This is a genomic window from Streptomyces sp. JLSY215 (genome assembly GCF_059682825.1).
In genome coordinates this window covers 1-18,932 of record NZ_JCASPU010000002.1, presented here as the reverse complement: position 1 = coordinate 18,932, position 18,932 = coordinate 1, and the positions used below count along the sequence as shown (strand labels likewise).

18 protein-coding genes and 1 pseudogene are annotated in these 18,932 nt (G+C 69.2%); 12 read left to right on the top strand and 7 right to left on the bottom strand.

Going from position 1 to position 18,932, the window contains the following annotated elements:
- Positions 1-389: 389 nt before the first annotated feature.
- Positions 390-2,039 (top strand): CocE/NonD family hydrolase, encoded by a 1,650-nt coding sequence (locus tag AC5677_RS40915; RefSeq protein ID WP_497196986.1) that lies wholly within the window; start codon positions 390-392, stop codon positions 2,037-2,039.
- Between the two features lie 209 nt (positions 2,040-2,248).
- Here AC5677_RS40915 and AC5677_RS40910 read toward each other — a convergent pair whose 3' ends face one another.
- From AC5677_RS40910 to AC5677_RS40900, 3 genes are all read right to left on the bottom strand, one after another.
- Positions 2,249-4,081, bottom strand: a complete 1,833-nt coding sequence (locus AC5677_RS40910; RefSeq protein WP_497196985.1) for a zeta toxin family protein — start codon at positions 4,079-4,081, stop codon at positions 2,249-2,251.
- A 70-nt stretch (positions 4,082-4,151) separates the two neighbouring features.
- The gene (locus AC5677_RS40905; protein ID WP_497196984.1) at positions 4,152-5,294 is read right to left on the bottom strand and encodes a Fic family protein; all 1,143 of its coding nucleotides are present in this window, start codon (positions 5,292-5,294) and stop codon (positions 4,152-4,154) included.
- 188 nt (positions 5,295-5,482) lie between these two features.
- Positions 5,483-6,070, bottom strand: coding sequence for a hypothetical protein (locus AC5677_RS40900; protein WP_497196983.1), 588 nt, complete (start codon positions 6,068-6,070; stop codon positions 5,483-5,485).
- A gap of 194 nt (positions 6,071-6,264) precedes the next feature.
- On the opposite strand from AC5677_RS40900, the gene AC5677_RS40895 reads away from it, so the two are divergent.
- From AC5677_RS40895 to AC5677_RS40875, 5 genes are all read left to right on the top strand, one after another.
- Positions 6,265-8,598 carry a hypothetical protein gene (locus AC5677_RS40895; protein ID WP_497196982.1) on the top strand — a complete coding sequence of 778 codons (2,334 nt, stop codon included), beginning with the start codon at positions 6,265-6,267 and terminating at the stop codon, positions 8,596-8,598.
- A gap of 468 nt (positions 8,599-9,066) precedes the next feature.
- On the top strand, positions 9,067-9,549 hold the full coding sequence (locus AC5677_RS40890; RefSeq protein WP_497196981.1) for a hypothetical protein: 483 nt from the start codon (positions 9,067-9,069) through the stop codon (positions 9,547-9,549).
- Positions 9,546-10,493 (top strand): phosphotransferase, encoded by a 948-nt coding sequence (locus AC5677_RS40885; RefSeq protein WP_497196980.1) that lies wholly within the window; start codon positions 9,546-9,548, stop codon positions 10,491-10,493. Before AC5677_RS40890 ends, AC5677_RS40885 begins: the two co-directional genes overlap by 4 nt.
- Entirely contained in the window at positions 10,453-11,505 is a 1,053-nt protein-coding gene (locus AC5677_RS40880; protein ID WP_497196979.1) for a hypothetical protein, read from the top strand. Before AC5677_RS40885 ends, AC5677_RS40880 begins: the two co-directional genes overlap by 41 nt.
- A 138-nt stretch (positions 11,506-11,643) precedes the next feature.
- The gene (locus tag AC5677_RS40875) at positions 11,644-11,985 is read left to right on the top strand and encodes a hypothetical protein (RefSeq protein WP_497196978.1); all 342 of its coding nucleotides are present in this window, start codon (positions 11,644-11,646) and stop codon (positions 11,983-11,985) included.
- A 473-nt stretch (positions 11,986-12,458) separates the two neighbouring features.
- Here the strand turns inward: AC5677_RS40875 and AC5677_RS40870 are convergent, their stop codons facing one another.
- The 3 genes and pseudogenes from AC5677_RS40870 to AC5677_RS40860 all read right to left on the bottom strand — a co-directional run bounded on the left by AC5677_RS40870 (position 12,459) and on the right by AC5677_RS40860 (position 14,247).
- Positions 12,459-12,836, bottom strand: a complete 378-nt coding sequence (locus tag AC5677_RS40870) for a hypothetical protein (protein WP_497196977.1) — start codon at positions 12,834-12,836, stop codon at positions 12,459-12,461.
- Positions 12,833-13,186 (bottom strand): annotated as a pseudogene (locus AC5677_RS40865) (recombinase family protein); the annotation flags it as partial. The pseudogene AC5677_RS40865 and the gene AC5677_RS40870, both read right to left, overlap by 4 nt.
- A gap of 53 nt (positions 13,187-13,239) precedes the next feature.
- A complete protein-coding gene (locus tag AC5677_RS40860) occupies positions 13,240-14,247 on the bottom strand; it encodes a hypothetical protein (protein ID WP_497196976.1) in 1,008 nt (335 codons plus the stop codon).
- 216 nt (positions 14,248-14,463) lie between these two features.
- Between AC5677_RS40860 and AC5677_RS40855 the strand changes: the two genes are divergently transcribed.
- The 6 genes from AC5677_RS40855 (at position 14,464) to AC5677_RS40830 (ending at position 18,076) form a co-directional block, all read left to right on the top strand.
- On the top strand, positions 14,464-14,628 hold the full coding sequence (locus AC5677_RS40855; protein ID WP_497196975.1) for a hypothetical protein: 165 nt from the start codon (positions 14,464-14,466) through the stop codon (positions 14,626-14,628).
- Between the two features lie 59 nt (positions 14,629-14,687).
- Complete coding sequence (locus AC5677_RS40850; RefSeq protein WP_497196974.1) at positions 14,688-14,993, top strand: hypothetical protein; 306 nt, start codon at positions 14,688-14,690, stop codon at positions 14,991-14,993.
- Positions 14,994-15,134: 141 nt separating this feature from the next.
- Complete coding sequence (locus AC5677_RS40845) at positions 15,135-16,694, top strand: helix-turn-helix domain-containing protein (RefSeq protein WP_497196973.1); 1,560 nt, start codon at positions 15,135-15,137, stop codon at positions 16,692-16,694.
- On the top strand, positions 16,694-17,287 hold the full coding sequence (locus AC5677_RS40840) for a transcriptional regulator (RefSeq protein ID WP_497196972.1): 594 nt from the start codon (positions 16,694-16,696) through the stop codon (positions 17,285-17,287). The genes AC5677_RS40845 and AC5677_RS40840 overlap by 1 nt, the downstream gene beginning before the upstream one ends.
- Positions 17,288-17,513: 226 nt before the next feature.
- The gene (locus AC5677_RS40835) at positions 17,514-17,819 is read left to right on the top strand and encodes a DUF6247 family protein (RefSeq protein ID WP_497196971.1); all 306 of its coding nucleotides are present in this window, start codon (positions 17,514-17,516) and stop codon (positions 17,817-17,819) included.
- Positions 17,816-18,076 (top strand): hypothetical protein, encoded by a 261-nt coding sequence (locus AC5677_RS40830; RefSeq protein WP_497196970.1) that lies wholly within the window; start codon positions 17,816-17,818, stop codon positions 18,074-18,076. The genes AC5677_RS40835 and AC5677_RS40830 overlap by 4 nt, the downstream gene beginning before the upstream one ends.
- 208 nt (positions 18,077-18,284) lie before the next feature.
- Here AC5677_RS40830 and AC5677_RS40825 read toward each other — a convergent pair whose 3' ends face one another.
- Positions 18,285-18,731 (bottom strand): hypothetical protein, encoded by a 447-nt coding sequence (locus AC5677_RS40825; RefSeq protein WP_497196969.1) that lies wholly within the window; start codon positions 18,729-18,731, stop codon positions 18,285-18,287.
- Positions 18,732-18,932: the final 201 nt, after the last annotated feature.

The following is an 18,932-nucleotide window of genomic DNA, read 5'->3' as shown; positions in this document are numbered from 1 at the left end:
GGTGGAACACCAGGACGAGACGCCGTGGGAGAGCCTCGTCGCCCGCTTGGTGGAGGCGCGGTGCGGGAGGTGAGAGCCTGAGTAGCTCGCGGGGCGGGTTCCCCTGGCTACGAACTTGATCGAACGGACAAGTCCTTGGTGCGGTCCGGCTGATGATGTGACGACTCCGCGGCCGTGGCGTTGACGTGGACGTCAGACGGGGCGATCTGACGGCTATCGACCAGACAAGTCCTGACCACGGCTCATCTTGATCACTTTCGGTCAATCCCGAAACGCGCGCTTACGCGGTATGCGTCCTGTCGATACTGATCCGGAGCGTCGGCCGTGTTCACCTCTTCGCGGTCCGCGGTTGGACAACCCGGTCGTTCAACGAACAGAAAAGGGATGACGTGACTTTAGAGAGCACCGGCAAGGCGTCGACGAGTCTCTACCCGGAGCTGGACGAGGCTGCGCTCGCGCAGATCGTCGCCGCACTGGAGAGCGGCGAGACCTCGACACTGGCCCCCGCGCGTGCCGATGAAGTAACCCAGGCCCGGGCCCGGATCCAGTTCACCCGGGTCCGCGTACCGGGCGCCGAGGACACCGAACTGGCCGGAGCGCTGTGGAAGCAGACCGGCGGCATGCCGTCCCCCGCTGTGGTGATGCCCGCGCCCTGGACCGACCTGGGCTGGCTCGCCTACGCCGCGCAGGCGACACAGTTCGCGCTCAAGGGCTACCACGTGCTGGCGTACACGCCCCGCGGGTTCGGGCAGTCCGGGGGCGAGGTCGAGGTCGGCGGTCCGCTCGACGTCCGGGACGGCAGCGCCGCCATCGACTTCCTGTTGGAGCACACCGCTGGCACGGTTTCCGAGGTCGGCTTCCTCGGTGACTCCTACGGCTCGGGCATCAGCCAGCTGGTCGCCGCGCACGATTCCCGGGTGAAGGCGGTCGCAGCCCTGAGCACCTGGGGCAGCCTCACCGAGGCGTTCTATGAGAACGACACCCGCCATGTCGCTTCCGTCGCCGCGCTGCTGGGCGCCGCCCAGAACGCCCGGCTGAGCGAGCAGACCCAGCGGGTCTTCGACCAGGTACGGGACAACGAGAACATCCCCGACGGGATCCAGGAGTGGTCGGCCGAGCGCTCCCCGCTCGTGCACGTCGGCAAGCTCAACGAGCGCAACGTGCCGGTCTTCTTCTCGCACGCCTGGCACGAGACACTTTTCCCCGTCAACCAGACGCTGAAGACGTTCAACGCGCTCTCCGGGCCCAAGCGCATCGACCTCTCGATCGGCGACCACTCCTCCCCGGAGATGTCGGGCATCCTCGGGCTGCCCAACCGGATCTGGCGGGACGCGCACCGCTTTCTCGACCACCACCTCAAAGGCGAGGACAACGGCATCGACTCCGAGGGCCAGGTCCTCAGCGAAATCATGTGGAGCAAGACCCAGGAGTCTCTGCCGGCCTGGGAGGAGGTGACCGGATCCAGCGAGCGCCTGTACCTGACCGGGGCCGCACCCGGCGCCACCGACGGCGGCCTCACGGACAAGCCCCAGAACGGCTGGAGCACCGTCCTGCTCACCGGCACGGACACCCCGGCCACCGTCGCCGACGCGATCATCAAGACCGGGTACGCCGAGATGGCCGGCAACCCCAAGGTCTACCCGACGGCCGCCATCAGCCGCACAGACGCCGGAGTGTGGGCGGGCGCGCCCCTGACCCGCGTGGCGAGGGTCCGCGGGATTCCCCGGCTGCGGCTGACCTGCGAGCCGAGCACCGGCGACGCGACGTTCGTCGCGTACCTCTTCGACGTCGACGACACCGGCAACGCCTCCATCATCACGCACGCGCCCTTCACCGTCCTGCGCGCGACCCCGGGGGAGCCGGTCGTCGCGGACGTCGAGCTCCAGGCCACCGGCTACGACGTGCCGGCCGGGCACCGCCTGATGCTCGTCCTCGATACCAAGGACCCGTTCTACGGCGACGCCAACGAAGCCGGCGGCAAGCTCACCATCTCCTCGCCCGACGGCGACCCGTCTTACCTGGACCTGCCCCTGGCCTGACCGACCGGACAGCCGCACTGACACGGGGCGGCGACACAGGGAGTCCTGTGCCGCCGCCCCGTTCCCGCCGGCCAGAGCCGACCGACGGCCCTGGTGGGACATCGCCGCAGAGGCGGTGGCCCGGACCCGACCATGATCGGCCGGACAAGTCCTAGCCAGAGCGGTCATTGCGCACGACGGCCGGAGGCCGCCGGAGTTCCGCCCGCGCTTCAGACGGGTACGGGCAGCGCGTCCGCGGTGGCGGGTGTGTGGAGCTGGCGCGGCTGCTGGGCGGGCATGAGCGGGCAGGCCAGCCCGGCGATCGCGATGAGGTCGTCGCGGTACTGCGGCATCGCTGTGTGCAGCCAGCGCTGGACGGCCCAGAACCGAGCAGCTTCTTCGCAGCTGTAGGGACGGGCCTGTGCCGCGGTCAGGGCCAGCGCGGCGGCCGGGCGCCGCGCCCACCGCCCTTGGCTGTCCAGCGTGTTCCGGTACAGGGGGTGGGCGTCGCGGAGCATCACCAGCACCTCGTCGACAGCCGCCAGCTGCTCGGCCACCGCCACTACCTCGGGCAGGACCGAGTAGCAGCTGTCATGCCCGGTGGCGGTGGTGAACCGGGCGGGGACGCCTCGTTGGTTCATCTTGGCGTAGCGGGCGGCCGTGCCCTGCCGGGAATCGGCTGCGCGCACCGCCAGGACCACCAGCTCCACCCGGTACCCGGCCTGCCGGTACAGGGACGCGCTGGCGACGAATCCGGCGGCGCTGGTCGGGGTGGTCTCGATGACGACGTCGCCGCGGCGCTCCCGTACGTACGCTTCGGCCTGTGCCTGCCAGGCGCGGTAGTCGGCGCGGATCCGCTCGGAGGCGGTGCGCGGCTCCTCGCGCAGCAATTGCAGGTAGTCGGGGTGGTGGAACTTGAAGTCGTCGCCGCGGATGTGGGCCGGACCGTCTCTGAGGGTGCGGCGGACCATCTGAGCGGCCCGCGTCTTGCCCGCGCCGGGCTGACCGACGACGTACACCGCGACGGGCCGCTCCTGCGGTGTGATCCGCCCCAGTCCCGGGGTGATCAGCTCGTCGAAGATCCACTTGTGTTCTTCTGCGGAGAGCCGGTGGTAGTCGACTCCGGGCGATTCCCGGCGGGGCTGGGCGGTGCGTCGCACCGGCTCGGCGCAGGCAGCGGCGCGCTCGGCGTCGCGGCGCACCGCCAGCGACCAGTCCGCCGGCAGAGCCGGATCGGCAAGGCGCCGGTCGGCATCGGCGAGCTGATGGCGGAACCGGCCGGTCTCCCTGGCGTCCCACGGGCGCCGCCGCTCGGCGAGCACCGCCTCTGCCGCACCGGCCGGGCGGCGCCAGTTCCCAGCAGAGTCGAGTTCGTTCTCGTACACAGCCTCCACCGCCGACTCGGCGTCGCGCCGCACGACGAAGACTCGGTCCGTCAGGCGCGCGGCCTCCACCATGGCGAGGGTGTCGACCAACGCGGCCGCGCATCTGTCGTGGTTGTCCCAGGAGACGTAGCGGGCCCGGCCCTCCTCGGCCAGGCGCAGGTACCGGTCCAGGATGCCGAGCTGGCTGACCGCCTCCGGCACGGCCAGGGCCACGATCTCGACGCGGTAGCCCGCCTGACGGTAGGCGGCCAGCTCCGCCAGGAACTCCTGTGGGTGGGCCAACGGAGCTTCCACCACCGCGTCATACCGGCCGTTGCGCACCCGTGTCTCGACGTCGGCCTGCCACCGGTACGTCTCGGGGCGCACCCGCACCCCCGCCGTGCGCACGTCCTGGACCAGGAAGCCGGGGTAGTGGGGGTGAACGGCTTTGTAGGTGTCGCGGTCCACCCGCACCGCTCCGCCCCGCCGACTCAATGCCGCATGCACCATGTCGACCACGAGCGACTTGCCGCTGCCGGCCTGCCCCGCGACGAACACCACCACAGGTTGCTGTTGTGCCACCGCGCCGCGCACGGCTTCGGGGAGCACCTTCGCCGTCAGGACCGACTGGGACCAGTCGTCGGCCGGATCTGCGGCCGGAGCCGGGACCGGTGGCGAGGGCTGGAACGGCGAACTCACGTACTCCTCCGGAGCGGATCACGGTGCAGGACACGAATGGTGGGAGAACAAGGGGTGGTGCGGGCCGGGGCTAGGTGGCGTAGGGGTTGGCGATGGTGTGCGGTCGCCGGGCGGTGGCCAGGACGTTCTCGGGGAAGCGGGGGCCGGCAACGTAGTGGCGGCCCTTGGTCTGTCCCACCGCCGTCAGCAGCCCCGCCTTCGTCAGCGCCTGCAGGTCGCGCGTGGCCTGCTGAGTGTTGAGGGCTTCGGCCTTCTCATAGCGCGAGCGGCGCACCCGGCCGACCATGGCCACCTCGTGCAGCGCGGTGATCTGCCGCTCGGTGACCCCGAAGGCGTCGGCGGCTTCCGTGAGCTGCAGCCAGCACTCGTTGGAGCGGTCGACGCGGCGCTGCACCCGCTGGGTCTGCTGGTGGTAGGCGAGCAGGTTGAACCGGATCCACGGACCGGTGTCGCGCTCCGGTGAGTAGACGGGGCCGCCGACCTCGCGCAGCACCTTGTAGTACTCCCAGGTGTTGCCCGGCATGCCCAGCCACTCCTCGATGGAGGAGAACTCCGGCGCCAGCACTCCGCCACGGGCGATCACCAGCGTCTGCAAGGAGCGGGACATCCGCCCGTTCCCGTCCGACCAGGGATGGATCTTCACCAGGTTCAGGTGCGCCATCGCCGCCCGCACCAGGACGTGGGAGTCCAGGTCGCCGTCGTTGAGCCAGTCCACGAGCTCGCCCATCAGGTCGGGCAGCAGGTCGACGTCGGGGCCTTCGTAATCGGTGGCCAGCTCATCGCCGGGGGCGGTGATGCGGATAGCGTTGCGCCGCCACTGGCCGGCCAGTCGCAGGGGGTGGTGGTGGCCCTGCAGCATCCAGTGCAGCGAGTTGAGCAGTTCCTTGCTGTAGCTGAAGTCTGCTGCGTCGTGCAGGGACTGGATGTAGGTCATCGCCTGCTGGTAGGCCAGCGTCTCGGCCTTGTTCTCCTCGCTGGCGTCCACCGCGTCGCGCTCGCCGTCCATCAGGTCCGCGACATCCTTGGCATCGACTTGGTAGCCCTCGATGGTGTTGGACGCGGCGATCGCGCTGGCCGTCAGCGCCTTGCGCAGATCCTGCGTCCACTTCGTCGGCACCTGCTGCACCGCGTGGTGTAGCTGGTCCCGCAGAGAGTCGATCTCATTGAGGACCCGGCGGTCGGCGGTGTCGAGGCGAGGCGTCTGATACAGCATGACTAAATGATACCTGACTCCTATCATTCCTTGCGCCTCGCGAGCGTACGACGCCGGATTCCGGGCGCCAGCTTTCTGCGAACGGTCGACGCCGCTGTGCTCACGGACAGCGGCGCTCATGCGGGTAATCAGAAGGAGATCGCGTAACGCGCCGCCCGTTTTACGCCGAGGAAGCCTTGCTTTCCGCGTCAGTTGGCGTGATAGCGGCAGTACTCGTCGTCGCAGCCGCCGGGCTCCCACTGCTCATCGATCTGCCACAGCAGCCCGTTCTCCTGGGGGGTGTTGGGCAGGCGGCACAGGACGTCGGTGGGAGAGTAGATCGGGCGGGCGTCGTCTTCGATGTGCTCGGGGTCGGTGCGGTAGAAGTCGTCGCGGCGGTCCCAGGGGAGGGTGACGTGGGGGCGGAGGTTGTGGGGGTTGCTCTCCGCGAAGGACGGGTGGAACTGCCACTGGGCGTGGAAGGTGCGGTTGTGGACCTCGCCGAGGTACCAGGCCGCCACCGCCAGGCGGGGCTCGTCCATGTTCGCGCGGGCATCCTCGGAGCTGGGGAAGGTGTCCCGGATGAGGGCTTCGAGGCGCGGCAGGGAGTCGACGGTGAAGTCCCACGGGCCGCGGGCCTTGTGCTGGCCGGCCCAGGCCGGGAACGCATCCTTCTGCCGGGCTAGCCAGTCCTCGAGGAGCGGGTTGTGGGCGGAGAGGTGATCCTGCGTCTTCTCCTCGCGCAGGTACTCCTGGTATTCCTCGTCGTCCATGTCGCTGGGGTCCTGGTACGTCATGCCCCGAGGATAGGCCGTGGCCGGTAACCATCCCGTGCGGAAGGTGAGTTGCAGGGGTGTCGTGGCCAATTCCTGTGCTTGTGCGGAGAGTTGAGCTCTAGGGTGGACTGGATGCCCGAGCGCGCCGAACGACCACGGGGGCCCATGGCGCCGCGACGGGCAACTTGACTGACCTGGGGCCTCCAGGGGGTTTCGTGACCCAGCACATACGATCCGGCCGGCGCCGCTGGTGGGCAACCGCCGCACTCACGCTGGCCTGCGCTGTGTCCCTGACCGGGCTTCCCGGCGCGGAGAAGGCCGAGGCGAAGCCGAAGCCGCCGCTCAAGCAGGGCAAGCGCTGCGACGAGGAGTACAAGGACTTCTACGACTTCTCCAACGTACCGGTGGGCGGTACGCCCGCTGACGGGTTCGTGCGGCCGGACGCGGACCGGGACGAGTACGAGTACGTCAACGGGCAGAAGCAGTGGGACGGCCTGCGTGCGCCGACCGATCAGGAGCTGGCGGGCATCTCTGACAAGCCGGAAACCTACAAGAAGGGTGACCACCGGCGGGTCTGGTCCTACTACAAGAAGTCGCAGAACACCAAGCGCTGGAAGGGGGTGCCGTTCGAGACCTACCGGGACGACTTCTACATCCCCAAGGGCGGCAACGACCCCCGCGGCAAGGCATACATGGCCAAGCTCGTCTACGACTACGGCCTGGTGGGCCCGGAATGGATCTGCGAGAAGGAGTTCGCGATCATCGACCCGGACACCAAGGAACCCTACGTGCGCCGCGCGGACGCCTACAACACGAGAACCGGGGAAATCGTCGAAGGCAAGGCCGGCGACACGCCCGACGGAAAACAGCGCCCCAAGGACAAGGCGCTGATGAAGGACCCCAATCACGCGGACAAGAAGATCACCTACGCGTACGGTCGGGAGCCGAAGGGCTCGGCCACCAAGCACACCGACGAGCTCAAAGAGCTCGGCCCCGGGCGGGTCAAGCAGATCACCTACCGGGCCGATGCCGTTGAGAAGGCGCCCAGGCAGGCCGCGAACGGCCCCGACCGCCGGGTCGACCCGTACATGAACGCCAAGCCGGGCGCCAAGACCGGATCCCGTGGCGGCGGCAACGACATGATCCAGAAGTCGCCGGAGACCCCCAAGGAACTCGCGGACCGTCTGGGCCGCATGAAGAAGGTCCCCGGGGCCTCGCAGATGCCCAAGGGGCCGGGCGGCATCGATTTCTCCACCCTTCAGCTCCAGTACATCGGTAAGCCGGTCAAGGGCAAGGGCCTGAACTACTCCTTCACCGCGAAGGACCGCGGCGACGACGAGACGTTCGGCTGGGGCGGCAAGGCGAAGGCCCAGATGGCGTCGGACGCGTTCTTCACCTGGCTCGCGCTCACCCCTGACAAGTTCTGGGTGAACCTCAATCCGGACCAGCCCGACCGCGTCATGGACTCCAAGTTCGCCTCCACCGATGCCGGGCGGGTGTTGCTGGAGGCCGACCTCCAGATGAAGCACGACTTCTTCAAGACGATGGACCCCAAGACCGACCTCGGACGCCGCTTCTGGGCCGCTCTCCCTCAGGTCGACGGGCGTCCGTGCTTCACCGGCATCCGCAACTGGATCGAGCCCAAGCCCGCCAAGGTGCGTGAGCAGGACGGCGGCATCTACATCCTCGATGCCCCCCTCGGCCTGAAGTCCGTCGAGCAGGACACCACCACCCAGCCCGGCGGCGGCGAAGGCGTCTGCCACCCCACCAAGGCGCAGCGCGACCAGGCCCAGCGGGTCATCAACCGGATGATCGTCCCCGCGGTGGAGAAGACCATCAACACCGCCGGCCAGTACGCCGACCTGCGTCGCGTCTATGCCTCCCGCGTCGCAGCCGAGTACATCCGCCGCCAGGACACCAGCAGGCCCACCGACTACCACCGCATCATCAACAGCAACGACGTGAAGCGGTGGCCGCTGCGCGCTCCCCACCAGAACTGGGACAAGGACAAGCTGTTCCAGAAGTACCGGAACATCTTCATCAACGGCGAGTTCAAGTACAACGTGGACACCGCCCAGGGCGTCCAGGTGATGATCGTTGGCGGCGTCGACTTCTCCAAGGCCCCCAAGCGCAACATCACCCGCCTCCGCTTCCGCGCCCAGAACCACTATCTGCCGCGCCAGACCAGCACCTCGGTCAGGACGGTCACCGATGACATCGAGCGCAAGGGGACGCTGCTGCTCGGCGGCAACTCCAACGGCCACAACGACGGCGGCACCGACACCCCCAACCCGCGGCCGACACCGAGCCACACCGGCAGGCCCGACCCGACCGGCAAGCCGTCGACCCCGGCCCCCGAGCCGTCTGCCAGCCACTCCGCCGGCTCCACCCCCGCCCCCACCCACGACCCGAAGGGCCCCGGCGGCGACCTCGCCCACACCGGCTCCGACACCCCCATCGGCCTGATCTCCGGAATCGCCGCCACCCTCGCGGCAGCCGGCGGCGCCCTGGTCTGGTGGATGCGACGCCGCCGCACCGCCCAGGAGTAGCCAGGCCCGTGTCCCGCGTACGCGGGGATGACCCGTAACCTCACCGGGCAACACCACCTCATACCGAAGGGCTCCACCCAGCGCGGGTGGAGCCCTTCACCATGTTTCAGCAGAGCACCGTCAGGAGGCGTTCCACACGGCACTGCCGCGCTTGCGGTACGGGGCAACGTTGACGTCGCCGAGCTCGTCGAGGTCCGCCCCAGCGCGGGCCATCTTGCGCGAGAGCCAGGGAACGGCGGGTGAGCCGGAACCGCACCCAGCCAACGGCGCCGGAACCCGCACGGCCACCCGGCAGCTCCCGGTCCATGACCGGCCCGAAGGGCGGCCCATGCTGGAGCGGGCGGACTTCCACGCGACCCGGGCCAGCACACCGGCGCACCTGGTGAAGCTCAGAACACCCCCCGCCGGCTGCTGCTGTCCCGCACTCGCGCGCACGGCATCAGCCTTGGCCCACTCGGCCTGGACAGCATGGTGCTCGACCAGCGACTGGGGCTGCACCTGGCCGTGCTGGCCGCCGCTGCGCAGCGCGGCGGCCAGCACGTCATGACCATCACCCAGAACGCCGCCGCACACGTTGCCGCCTACGGCGCCCCGGTGCGCCGGTGGGGCGGGATCCCCTACGACGCGGCCGCGCTGCGACGGCTGTACGAGGCGCATCGCGTCACTCCGCAGCAGCAGCGGCTGTTCACCGATTGGTACCTGCCGCTGTGCGCATGGCGCGAGCGCGCCGGCATCACCCCGGCCCGGCTCCCCGCACTGCTGAAGTTCTTTCGCCGAGTTGACCTCGCCCGGCCCGCGCTACCCGCGGACGATGCGCTCGCCGAGCTGCAGCACAGTGCCGAGGCCGGCGACCGGCGATGGGTCATGGACGCCCGCGCGCTGGCCCACGCCCTCGCTCACCGCACGGAAGGCGGTTCCGCCACGGAACCCCCGGAAGGAGAAACCGGATGAACACCCCTCATTGGCATTTCGTGAAGAAGCGCACCGCCGACCCGGCCGGCGGCGCGGTGTACGTCAACGACGACGGCACCTGCTACCGGCGTACCGGCGGGGAGGCTCTCGCCGCGGAGGCCGCCTATCAGCGGCAGCTCACCGGGCTCGGATACCCGGTCCCGCGCGTCCTGGACGACGGCGCCACCGACGATGGCCAGGTCTTCGTCGTGGAGGAGTCCCTGGGGGAGCGGTCGCTGCACGACATGGCTCTGGAGAGCCTGGACGGCACCCACGCGCTGTCCGACACGGTGGTCGACCTGGCCGCCGAGGTCGGCGGCCGGCTGCTGCGCGCTCAGGCCGCACACGCGGTTCCTGCCGATCTGCAGGCGCTGCGCGCGTGGGTGCACACCGCGGGGTGGACAGACAACGTGTTTGCCGAGAACCCCGATCTCGACAACCCCCGGGTGCGGGCGGCTCTGGAGCGGGCGGTGGCCCAGCTCGCCGGCGTACCGCTGGTGCCTGGACACCTCGACTACGGCCTGCCCAACGTGCTGCCGGTCGGCGTCATCGACTGGCAGCACCACGGCCTGGTGCCGCTCGGCTACGACACCGCCCTGGCCCTGGAGATCGTCCCGTTCAAGGGCGGCACCAAGGGCTACCTGGCCAGCACTGAGCAGCGGCGCCGGTACCTGGAGACGCTGAACGTGGTGGCGCGCGCCACCACCGGCCAGCCCATCAGCCAGCACCTCGCGCCATTCCTCCTGGTCAAGGCGCTGTTCTTCCTCGCGCTGATGAAGCCCACCGACCCGACGCGCACCGACAAGCACCTCAAGTGGCACTACCGCCGGCACCTATTCATGGAGGTCCTGGAGCAGTATGAGCGCACCCGAGCAGTCGACACCGCCCGCTTCCTTACCCTCGATGACTACGCCGCTCGGCACGGCGCTCCCGGCCATCCGTGACCGCGACTACCTCCTCGACCGCTCCGGCGTCATCTTCAAGGTGATCGGCGATGTCCACCCCGGCACACACTGGCTCGGGTACGTGAAGTACTACCCCGACTCGCGCGGCGACCGGAGCCTGTTCGGCCGGACGTACCGGCAGAACACGGTCGTGTCCAAGGCGTTCGGCATCCTGGCCGACCGGCCCGAGTGCTACGTCTACTCGCCCGCCGTCGGCTGCGTCATCACCGGCGTGCCCCGCGAGGACGTCGTCACCCACTACTCCTGCCGCCGCGCCCTGGCCGCATTGCACCAGTGCCCACAGCTGCTGGACGGCTCACCGGTCAGCCAGGACCTGCTGGCCATCATCGAATGGGTCGTGGACGCCGGCGCCGCGGAGGTCATCGGCGTCACCGGCTCGTTCCTGGTCGGGGTGTGCAACGCGCGCAGCGATATCGACCTGGTCTGCTACGGCCCCCGCGGGTACGAGACCGCCCAGGCGCTGTTCGCCGAGCGGTCGCTGATCCAGCCCTACGAGGGCGATGCCCAGACGCGGCTGTACATCCGGCGAGCGAAGTACATGACCGGCAGCTCTTTCGACGCGCTGATGCGGCAGGAAGCGCGCAAGCTGCAGGGGCTGACCACCGGGGCCGGCGCCCACATCAACTGCGAGCCCCTGCGTGCCGACGGTGACCGGACCCTGGCCGGGGTGGTCGCCCAGGAGGTCGGCGCGATCAGCGTGCTGGCCCACGTGACCGACCACACCGAGGGCCTCGCAACGCCCGCCGTGTACGGCATCGCGGTGGACACCGTCATCGGCTCCACGCTCGACGAGGCGGACGTCTTCGCCCGGCGGATCACGCAGCTGCGCTCGTACCTGGGCGCGTACACCGGAGCCTTCCGCGAAGGCGACGTCGTCTACCTCTCCGGCCGCCTGGTCCACGTCCGCGGCCCGGACCAGGACAGCACCTTCGGCATCGAGCTCACGCCCTGGTCCGCCGCCGAGTCCTTCCTCGCCAACCTCGCCCACTGACCGGCGATCGATTGCGCTCGTAGGTGGAGGCCGTCACCTGAGGGTGACGGCCTCCACCGTTCATCTGCGTGGCAAGGCCGGCCCGCGTAGCGCGCTTCCGCCCCTGTCCGGCCCGACGATCCGGAGCACCATGGAGACATGGGCGCGCACGACCAGCACCAGGCCGACCCCGCCGAACCGGCCCGGCCGCCGCTGACCGCCGCGCAGGCCCGCGCGATGACCGCCGCGCTGCGTGAGGCGATGGACGACGTCCGCCGCTCGGTCACGGTGCTCGCCGCCCGGGTCCGCGACGCACACGCCGCCCGTGTCTGTCTGCCCCTGGGCATGAGCTCGTGGCAGACATACTGCGCTGCGGAATTCGGCATCAGCCGCGCCCAGGCATACCGGCTGCTCGACGTCGCCCGCGCCCTGGGCGCCATCCACTCCGCCTTCGCCGCCGGCACGGAGACGTCTCGCACGCTTTTCCAGCCTGTGCTGTAGCTGTTCGGGATGTCCGTGGTGTCTGTGACCACGGACATCCCGTGCTCGTTTGCCGACCGGCGTCGTGGTGTTCGCCATGTCCAGGCAGGTCGGCACGGAGGCAACGTGGCACGCAGGCTGTCTATCGGTCAGCTCAGGGTGCAGGAGATCATCCATCGGGACGGACGGCGGTCGTACACGATCGTCCAGTCGGCCGGTGGGGTACATGCGGGGGCCGAGCGGTTTCTGTCGCAGTACGCGGGCACCGGGTCGGCCCCGGCCTCCTATCTCTGACCCACGGTGCAAAGTAGCGGGACGCTCATGCGCTGGTCGGTCTGTTGGGAGCAGTAGGTCAGGTCAGGCAGGTCCTGCCGTCTGGCGCTGCCTACTGCTCGCAGGCCCTGTCGATGCAGTCCCACGGCCCGACCGGCAGCTCGATGATCACTAGATGATCAATTCCAAGGGGTGCCTGCGGAGGGTGTGGGGGTGGGCGGTCAGGCGTCGCGGTCGACTTCGGGGTGTGTGAACCGCACGGGCTTGCCCAGCGACCGGGCGTAGGCGATTTCGGCTCGGGTGCTGTCTCCGATGTAGTCGCCGACTACGAGCACCTCATCAGCGAGCCGGATCTTCGCTCGGTGGAGATCGCCGAGTCGAACCTTCAGTGCCTCGGCCTCGACAGGATCGGACCAAAGTTCGTGCGGCGCCTTCATGTCGAAACCCGGCTTGACGACAATCTTTCCGGCTTTGGTCTCCCGCAGATCGGCCTCGGCCATCTCGGTCATGAAACGGGTGGAGCCGCAGATCACGACGATACGCGGGAGGCTCAGCTGCTTCTTCGCGTCAGCGAGTTTCTCCTCGGGGTTCTCGGTCACTTGCTGGTCTCCAGTTGGCGGGGTACGGCTCCGGAGCGCAGTTCCCGGAGGTCGGGGATGTGGTTGTAGAGGGTGCCCGGGGAAACGCCGAGGAGCTTGGCGATCGAGGTGATGGAGCGGCCGGGGTCGGGCAGCAGGTCGCGGGCGGCCTTGATGACTTCCTCGGTGGCGACGGTGGGGCGTCCGCCGACCCTGCCGCGGGCGCGGGCAGCGGCCAGGCCCTCGCGGGTGCCTTGGACGATGAGTTCGCGGATGAACTCCGCCAGGGCGGCGGAGACGTGGAAGACGAGCCGGCCGCCGGGGGTGGTGGTGTCGAGGTTCTCGTGCAGCGAGGTGAAGCCGATCTCTCGCGTGAGGTGCACTCTACGAACGGAGCGGAGCCCTCTGGGGCGGTGCGGAATTCCTAGCTGGTGGACTCCTGGGCGAGGACGTCGATCAGCTTGATGGCTATGGGCGCGAACGTGCGCGCCCGGCCGTCGGTCATAGCCGATATCCGCGTGAGTTCACCCCGCAGGTCTGCCTGACGGCCGCGCTCAAGAAGCGTCTTATCGAGCAGCCGGGCTTGTATTAGCGCATCAACGAGGACGATGAGAGCATGGCGCGGTTGTTCCTGGTTCAGAGCCTCTTGGGCGCGCGACAGTGCCATGAAGTGCTGCTGGGCAGCGTGCACGTAGTTGAGGGCTTCCGTGAACGCGGGGAGGGGCCGACGAGCCTCTTGTTCTGCGGCAGAGGCAGGACTGACAGCGGAGGTGAGTGCTTGGAAAGCGCCTCGAAGACCTCGACCGTGATCCAGGATTTCCCAGAGCCCCATGTCTCGTTCGAAGACCGTGTCTTGGGAGCGGCCACGCCCCGGGAGTGTGTCCAGGGCGCTGGTGCCGTCGGGTCGCAGATGCAGCATCTGGCTGTGCCCCTTGTAGTCCAAGGACATCGCGTTCTCTCCGAAGTTGACGGCCCCGGCTTCCTGAAGGCGACGCCGAACGTGTACTGGTTGAAACTCCTTCTTGAGCGTTTTCTCGTCGGCGGTTAGCCAGGTCTCGATCCGCTGAGGGGCGATGGCGAAGTCTCGAAGTTGGTAGTCGATCTCCAGAACGTCGCGCATGGCGTCGAAGGCGACCGCGGCGTACCCGGACAGCGTGGCCTCCAGCGCGGTCTCAACGTCGCTGGTTGCTCGGGTTCCCAAGAACGCCAGCCGTTCCAGTTGATTGTCGGAACGCAGTGCTGCCGTCAGTGTGTCGAGCCACGTTAGAAGTTCGTCGATGCCACGGAAGCGCTCTGTTCCTGCGAGGCGCACCAAGGCATGGGTGCGGCGGTCGTGCCCTTCGGCCAAAACGGCCGCCAGCCGCGGATGCTGCGATGTGAGGGCAGCCGTTGCTACCTCGGAAGAGGCCAAGTTGGAGGGAGACTCAGACATGTGTGTATCTTGCCGGTCCGCTTGGCTGTGGGTCAGGAGTTTCGCGGTGCGGCGGCGAGCTCACGTCTGAGGGCTTGCCGACATCTGTAGCGGCGGCTTTGGGATCACTTGGCGCCTGTTCCAATGTTCGCCGAGGCCGTACTTCAAGACGCACAGCCGTCTCCCAGGGAGACCTGATCGAGTGAGCCTCAGCGAGTCCGCAACCACGTCCCGGACATGTTCGCTATGTTCCTGCCCAGGTCACGGTCCCTCCAGGGACGCTCCCGGCCAGAAAAGCGTCGAGACACCGACCCGGCCGCCGCGGCCGCGCTCGACTACGGCCTTTCCCAGCGCGCCCTGATCGACGTCTCCGCCCGTTCCGGCGACGTCGCGGAGCTCTGATCACCCGCCGCCTCGCCGCACTCGCCCGCAGCAGCCTCCAGCCCCTGGACCCGGTCGCCGTGCGCGCGGTGGTCCGCCAAGCCGTCCGCGACATCCGCACCGCCCCGCCCCCGCCTCCGGACGGTCCGCCGGCCGATCCCACGCTCGCCGCGCTGCGCCGAACCGTCGACGACCTCGCCGCCAGCACCCACGCGATCGGCGAGCTGATGCCCGAAGTCGCCCCGGCCTACCTCTCCGACGGGCAGGCCGCCACCGCCCTCGGACCGCTGTGCGACGAGATCGGCGAGGACCTGCAGCACGGCCTGGCGGCTCGCCGCTACGCCCTCACCGGTGACCGTCGCGCGCTGCACGGCACCGTCCTCTGACCCGCAGCCTGCCGCCCCAGGGCTCGGGGCCACCACTGCGGGCCTCTCAGCACCGCCACCCGGTGGCCGAACGCAAAATCCATGCCCACTGGATGCCAAATTGGCTTCCATGTTTCGCCTAGCATCTGGTACGTTGGGTGTATGAGAGATGACCAATTCGACAGTGTGGAAGCCCTGCTGGAGGAAGCGCGGCTGACAGCGGCTATGCCCGAGCCGGCCGAGCGCCGCCGCCTGCGCGAGGCCGCCGACCTCTCCCGCGCCCAGGTCGCCGCAGCGGTGGGCGTCGGCCGTCAGACAGTCGCCAACTGGGAGGACGGCTCCTCCACCCCGCAGCCGCCCGGACGGGCCAAGTACCTCCGCCTCCTGGAGGGCCTCGCCCGCCTGCACCCCGCCCCCGCGGCATCGGCCGTCCCGGAACCGGTCGCATCAGCGTTCACCGCGCCGCCGGAGGCCGCCCAGACCGCACGGGGCGCCAACGGCCTCGCCATCCAAGGGGAACCGGGCCCGTGTATCCGCTGCGGCGTTGTCACGCCCTACCAGTCCACCGACGGCCGTCCCCTGCACGCCGGCGCGATGTGCCAGCCCACCACACCGGCAGCCGCACCTCAGATCGCCAGCGCCCCCGCCACGGCCCCGGAGCGGGCCCCAGCGGCCCAGCCCTCGCCCGCCCCCGCACCAGTGCCGACGCGGCCGCAGCGCCGCGCGAAGTCCGCGGCGCGGGCCCAGGCCGAGACCAGCGCCCTGATCACCCGCGCCGTGCACGAGGAGCTGGAGCGCGCCGAAGGCGACACCGAGGCCGCACTCAAGGCACTGATCAATCGCGCCATCCCCGACGTCATGGCGCTGTTCGCCGAGACCCGGTCGACCGCTCGCTACCAGTTCACCGCCTACCCGGCACTGCCGGCGGACATCCTCAAGAAGCCGTCGAAGAAGGAGCCGGACATGATCTGGGAGGCGCGCCCGGCCTTCCACCACCCGGACTTCTCCCTCAAGATCCCCGGGAGCGTTCAGGTCACCGCGCTGGACGCCAACGCGGCCTACCTCTCTGCCCTCAAGTGCTGGCTGCCGATCGGCAAGTTGGAGCACACCACCGGCGCCGACGGTGTGGACTCCAAACGCTCCGGTGTCCACCTGATCACCCCCGACGAGTGGCGCCATCCGCACCTTCCCAATCCCCTCGGCGACCGCGACACCGACGGGGCACTGTGGGTCACTGACGCCACTCTCAGGCTGCTATTCCGCCTCTCCGGACCGAAATACAATCTTATCGGCGCGCCAGAAATTCACGAATCGTGGACGTCCGGCGCGACAGAGAATTTCCTCGACGCGCTTCGGAAGATTCTCACCGCTGCGCGGGAAAAGGCGATTGAGGAGGAGGACACGATCACCACCGAGTACGTCAAGGCGATGTATTCGAAGTTCGTTTCCACGATGGGCGAGTCGGTTTATAACCGCGAAATTGAACGTCCGGACTGGATGCACATCATCCACAGTCAGGCGTACGCCAACCTGTGGGGTAAGGCGTACAAGGCCCACCAGGCCGGCCTGGAGGTCATCGCCATGATGGGCACCGACGAGCTGCACGTCACCGGCGACTGGCGCCAGGTCTTCAGCGAGGGCCGCGGCGTCGCCCAGATGAAGATCAAGCGCAGTGACGCCAAGGCCTCCGGCGAGTACACCATCGGCAAGGTAACCCGCTGATGGCCGGCACCGAACAAGGCCGCTGGCGGGAGCTGGGCGCCCTCCGCGCCCGCGGAATCGCCGGATGGGTTGCCCTGGCCGAAGGCATCGACCGCATGGTCACCGGCATCGAATCACCCGTCGGCTCCGAACGCGGCCTGGCCGCCCGCCTGCGCTACCTCACCGCCTCAGACGCCGGATACGAAGCCATGGACCGCGCAGGCATCCACGTCCGACCCCGCACCCTGATCGCCTGGCTCGCCGAGGAGACGACTCCCAACAAGGCCAACCTCGCCCGCCTGGACGCCGCCTACTGGGAACTACGCCGCCGCAATGTCATCGCCGACCTCAAGCGCCGGCTGAACAACCGCGGCCGCGGAACCCGCATCGAGATCGACCCCGTCGACCAGTCCCAGGTCCACCACCGCCACCAACGCGACCTGGAAACGCGCAACATCAACGTCCGCGGCAACGTGTGGGACCGCGCCGTCGACGCCTGGAGCGCCGGCGACAGGCGAGAGCTCGACGCGATCTGGGACGAGATCATCAGCACCGGCCTCGGCACCGACTGGGACGCCTACACCTACGTCTCCTCCGTCGGCTGGGCAGCCTGACCGATCGCGCACGAAGGGCTCGGAGTCACTGCAATTGACTCCGAGCCCTTCGCTGTCACCGTAACCCCACACTGGGCTGCAACGGCCACGCTGCTGCCAGACCAGCCCCTAAACAGCGTTGTCCCGCGGCCTTCGGGGCGCTCCGCACGCAACGGGATTGCCCCATGTCTGCCTCCACGGCCCCGCATCGCGCGTACGGTGGCGATACCCCCGCCTGGAGGAGCCGATGAGCGCGCAGCCCGACCACGCCCCCCTCACCCCGTACGCCCCCGCACCGGGAGCTCCGGCCGAACTCCTCGCCCAGCTGCGCGCCGACCGGCGCGCCGACACCTGGGTGCCGGCCTTCGAACAGGAGTGGTCGGCCGCGCTGGAAGAGTCCCGCCGCACGTTCTCCCTCGCCGGGCTGTACGAGGTCGTCCAGGACTGGCAGGGCCGCCTCGCCCACGCCCCGGCGGTCGACGCGTTCGTCGCCTCCGGCTACGACGACAGCGCGTCCATCGACATGGCGGAGCTGCGGAGAAGGCGCCGGTGACCGGACAGCCATTCGCGGTCCGCTTCTCCGCGCCGGCCGCGAAGGTGCTCGACACCCTGCCCGAGCACGCCGAAGACACCGTGTGGGACATCCTGGACGCCGCCGCGGCCGACCCATGGGACTTTCGGCAGTGGAACGCCGACGACCCCGAGGGGGAGGACGTGCGCTACGCGTCCGTCGGTCAGCTGTCCCTCACCTACTGGGTGAACAGGCCCCTGCGCCGCCTGTCCGTCCTGAACATCGTCTGGCTCGGATAGCCCACCCGGCGGCTACCCGTATCCCTGGTCAGAGGCTCACCAGTTGCGACTTCTCCTCGTCCACGCGCCGGTGGGCTGAGCGTGCCGGGAACGAGAGCAGCCCCGCCCTTCCTGGGCGTCCCACCACAGCTGCTCCGCCACCCGCATGTCGCGGTTGATCCAAAGGCCGGCCTCGCCGTGCAGCGGACGGCCGCTGCACCCGGGGCGGCTACGCGCTCGCCGCCGCTGCCGCTGTTCTGTTGCCCAGCTGGCCGCTGCTGCGCCCGCAAGCACGCACGGCGCAGTCGAGGAGAGTGTCGAAGTCGGCATCGCGATCGACTCCGGCGCCGTGGTGTGCAACCTCGCGGGCTCCCTTCACGGCCTCCCACGCGACGGTCTCGGCAAGCCTCGGCTGCTGCCCGTAGAAGTCCAGCGCGTTTGCAAGGTAGGCGGCGAAGCCGAACTGGTAGGTCTGGGCCTGGGCCACCTCCTGCACGCGTCGTTCGGCGTGACGAGCCGCGTCGAACCAGGCCGCGGCACGCTCCAAGCCCACGGCGTTGACGACGATCGTGAAGAACGACGTGACCGGTGCCGTGCTCGCGGGCCAGGCGTCGGCAGGGAGGCCATAGCGGTTGGCCAACTCCTGGGTAAGGCGGAAGCCGAAGTTGTGCGTCACGGCCCACTCGTACCGCGTCGGCCGGCGCTCGGGCGGGCGGCGCGCGGCACCACCTCCCGGGAACGCTCGTGCGGGGCGCCTTGCCCACGGCGTTCCCCTTCAGGGGAACGATGTACGCGCTCGTCGCGGCCAGCAGCGCTCAGCACGGTTTGTTCTATCGCTCCAGAACGAACTGGTCTCACTGGTGCTACCGACCCCCGC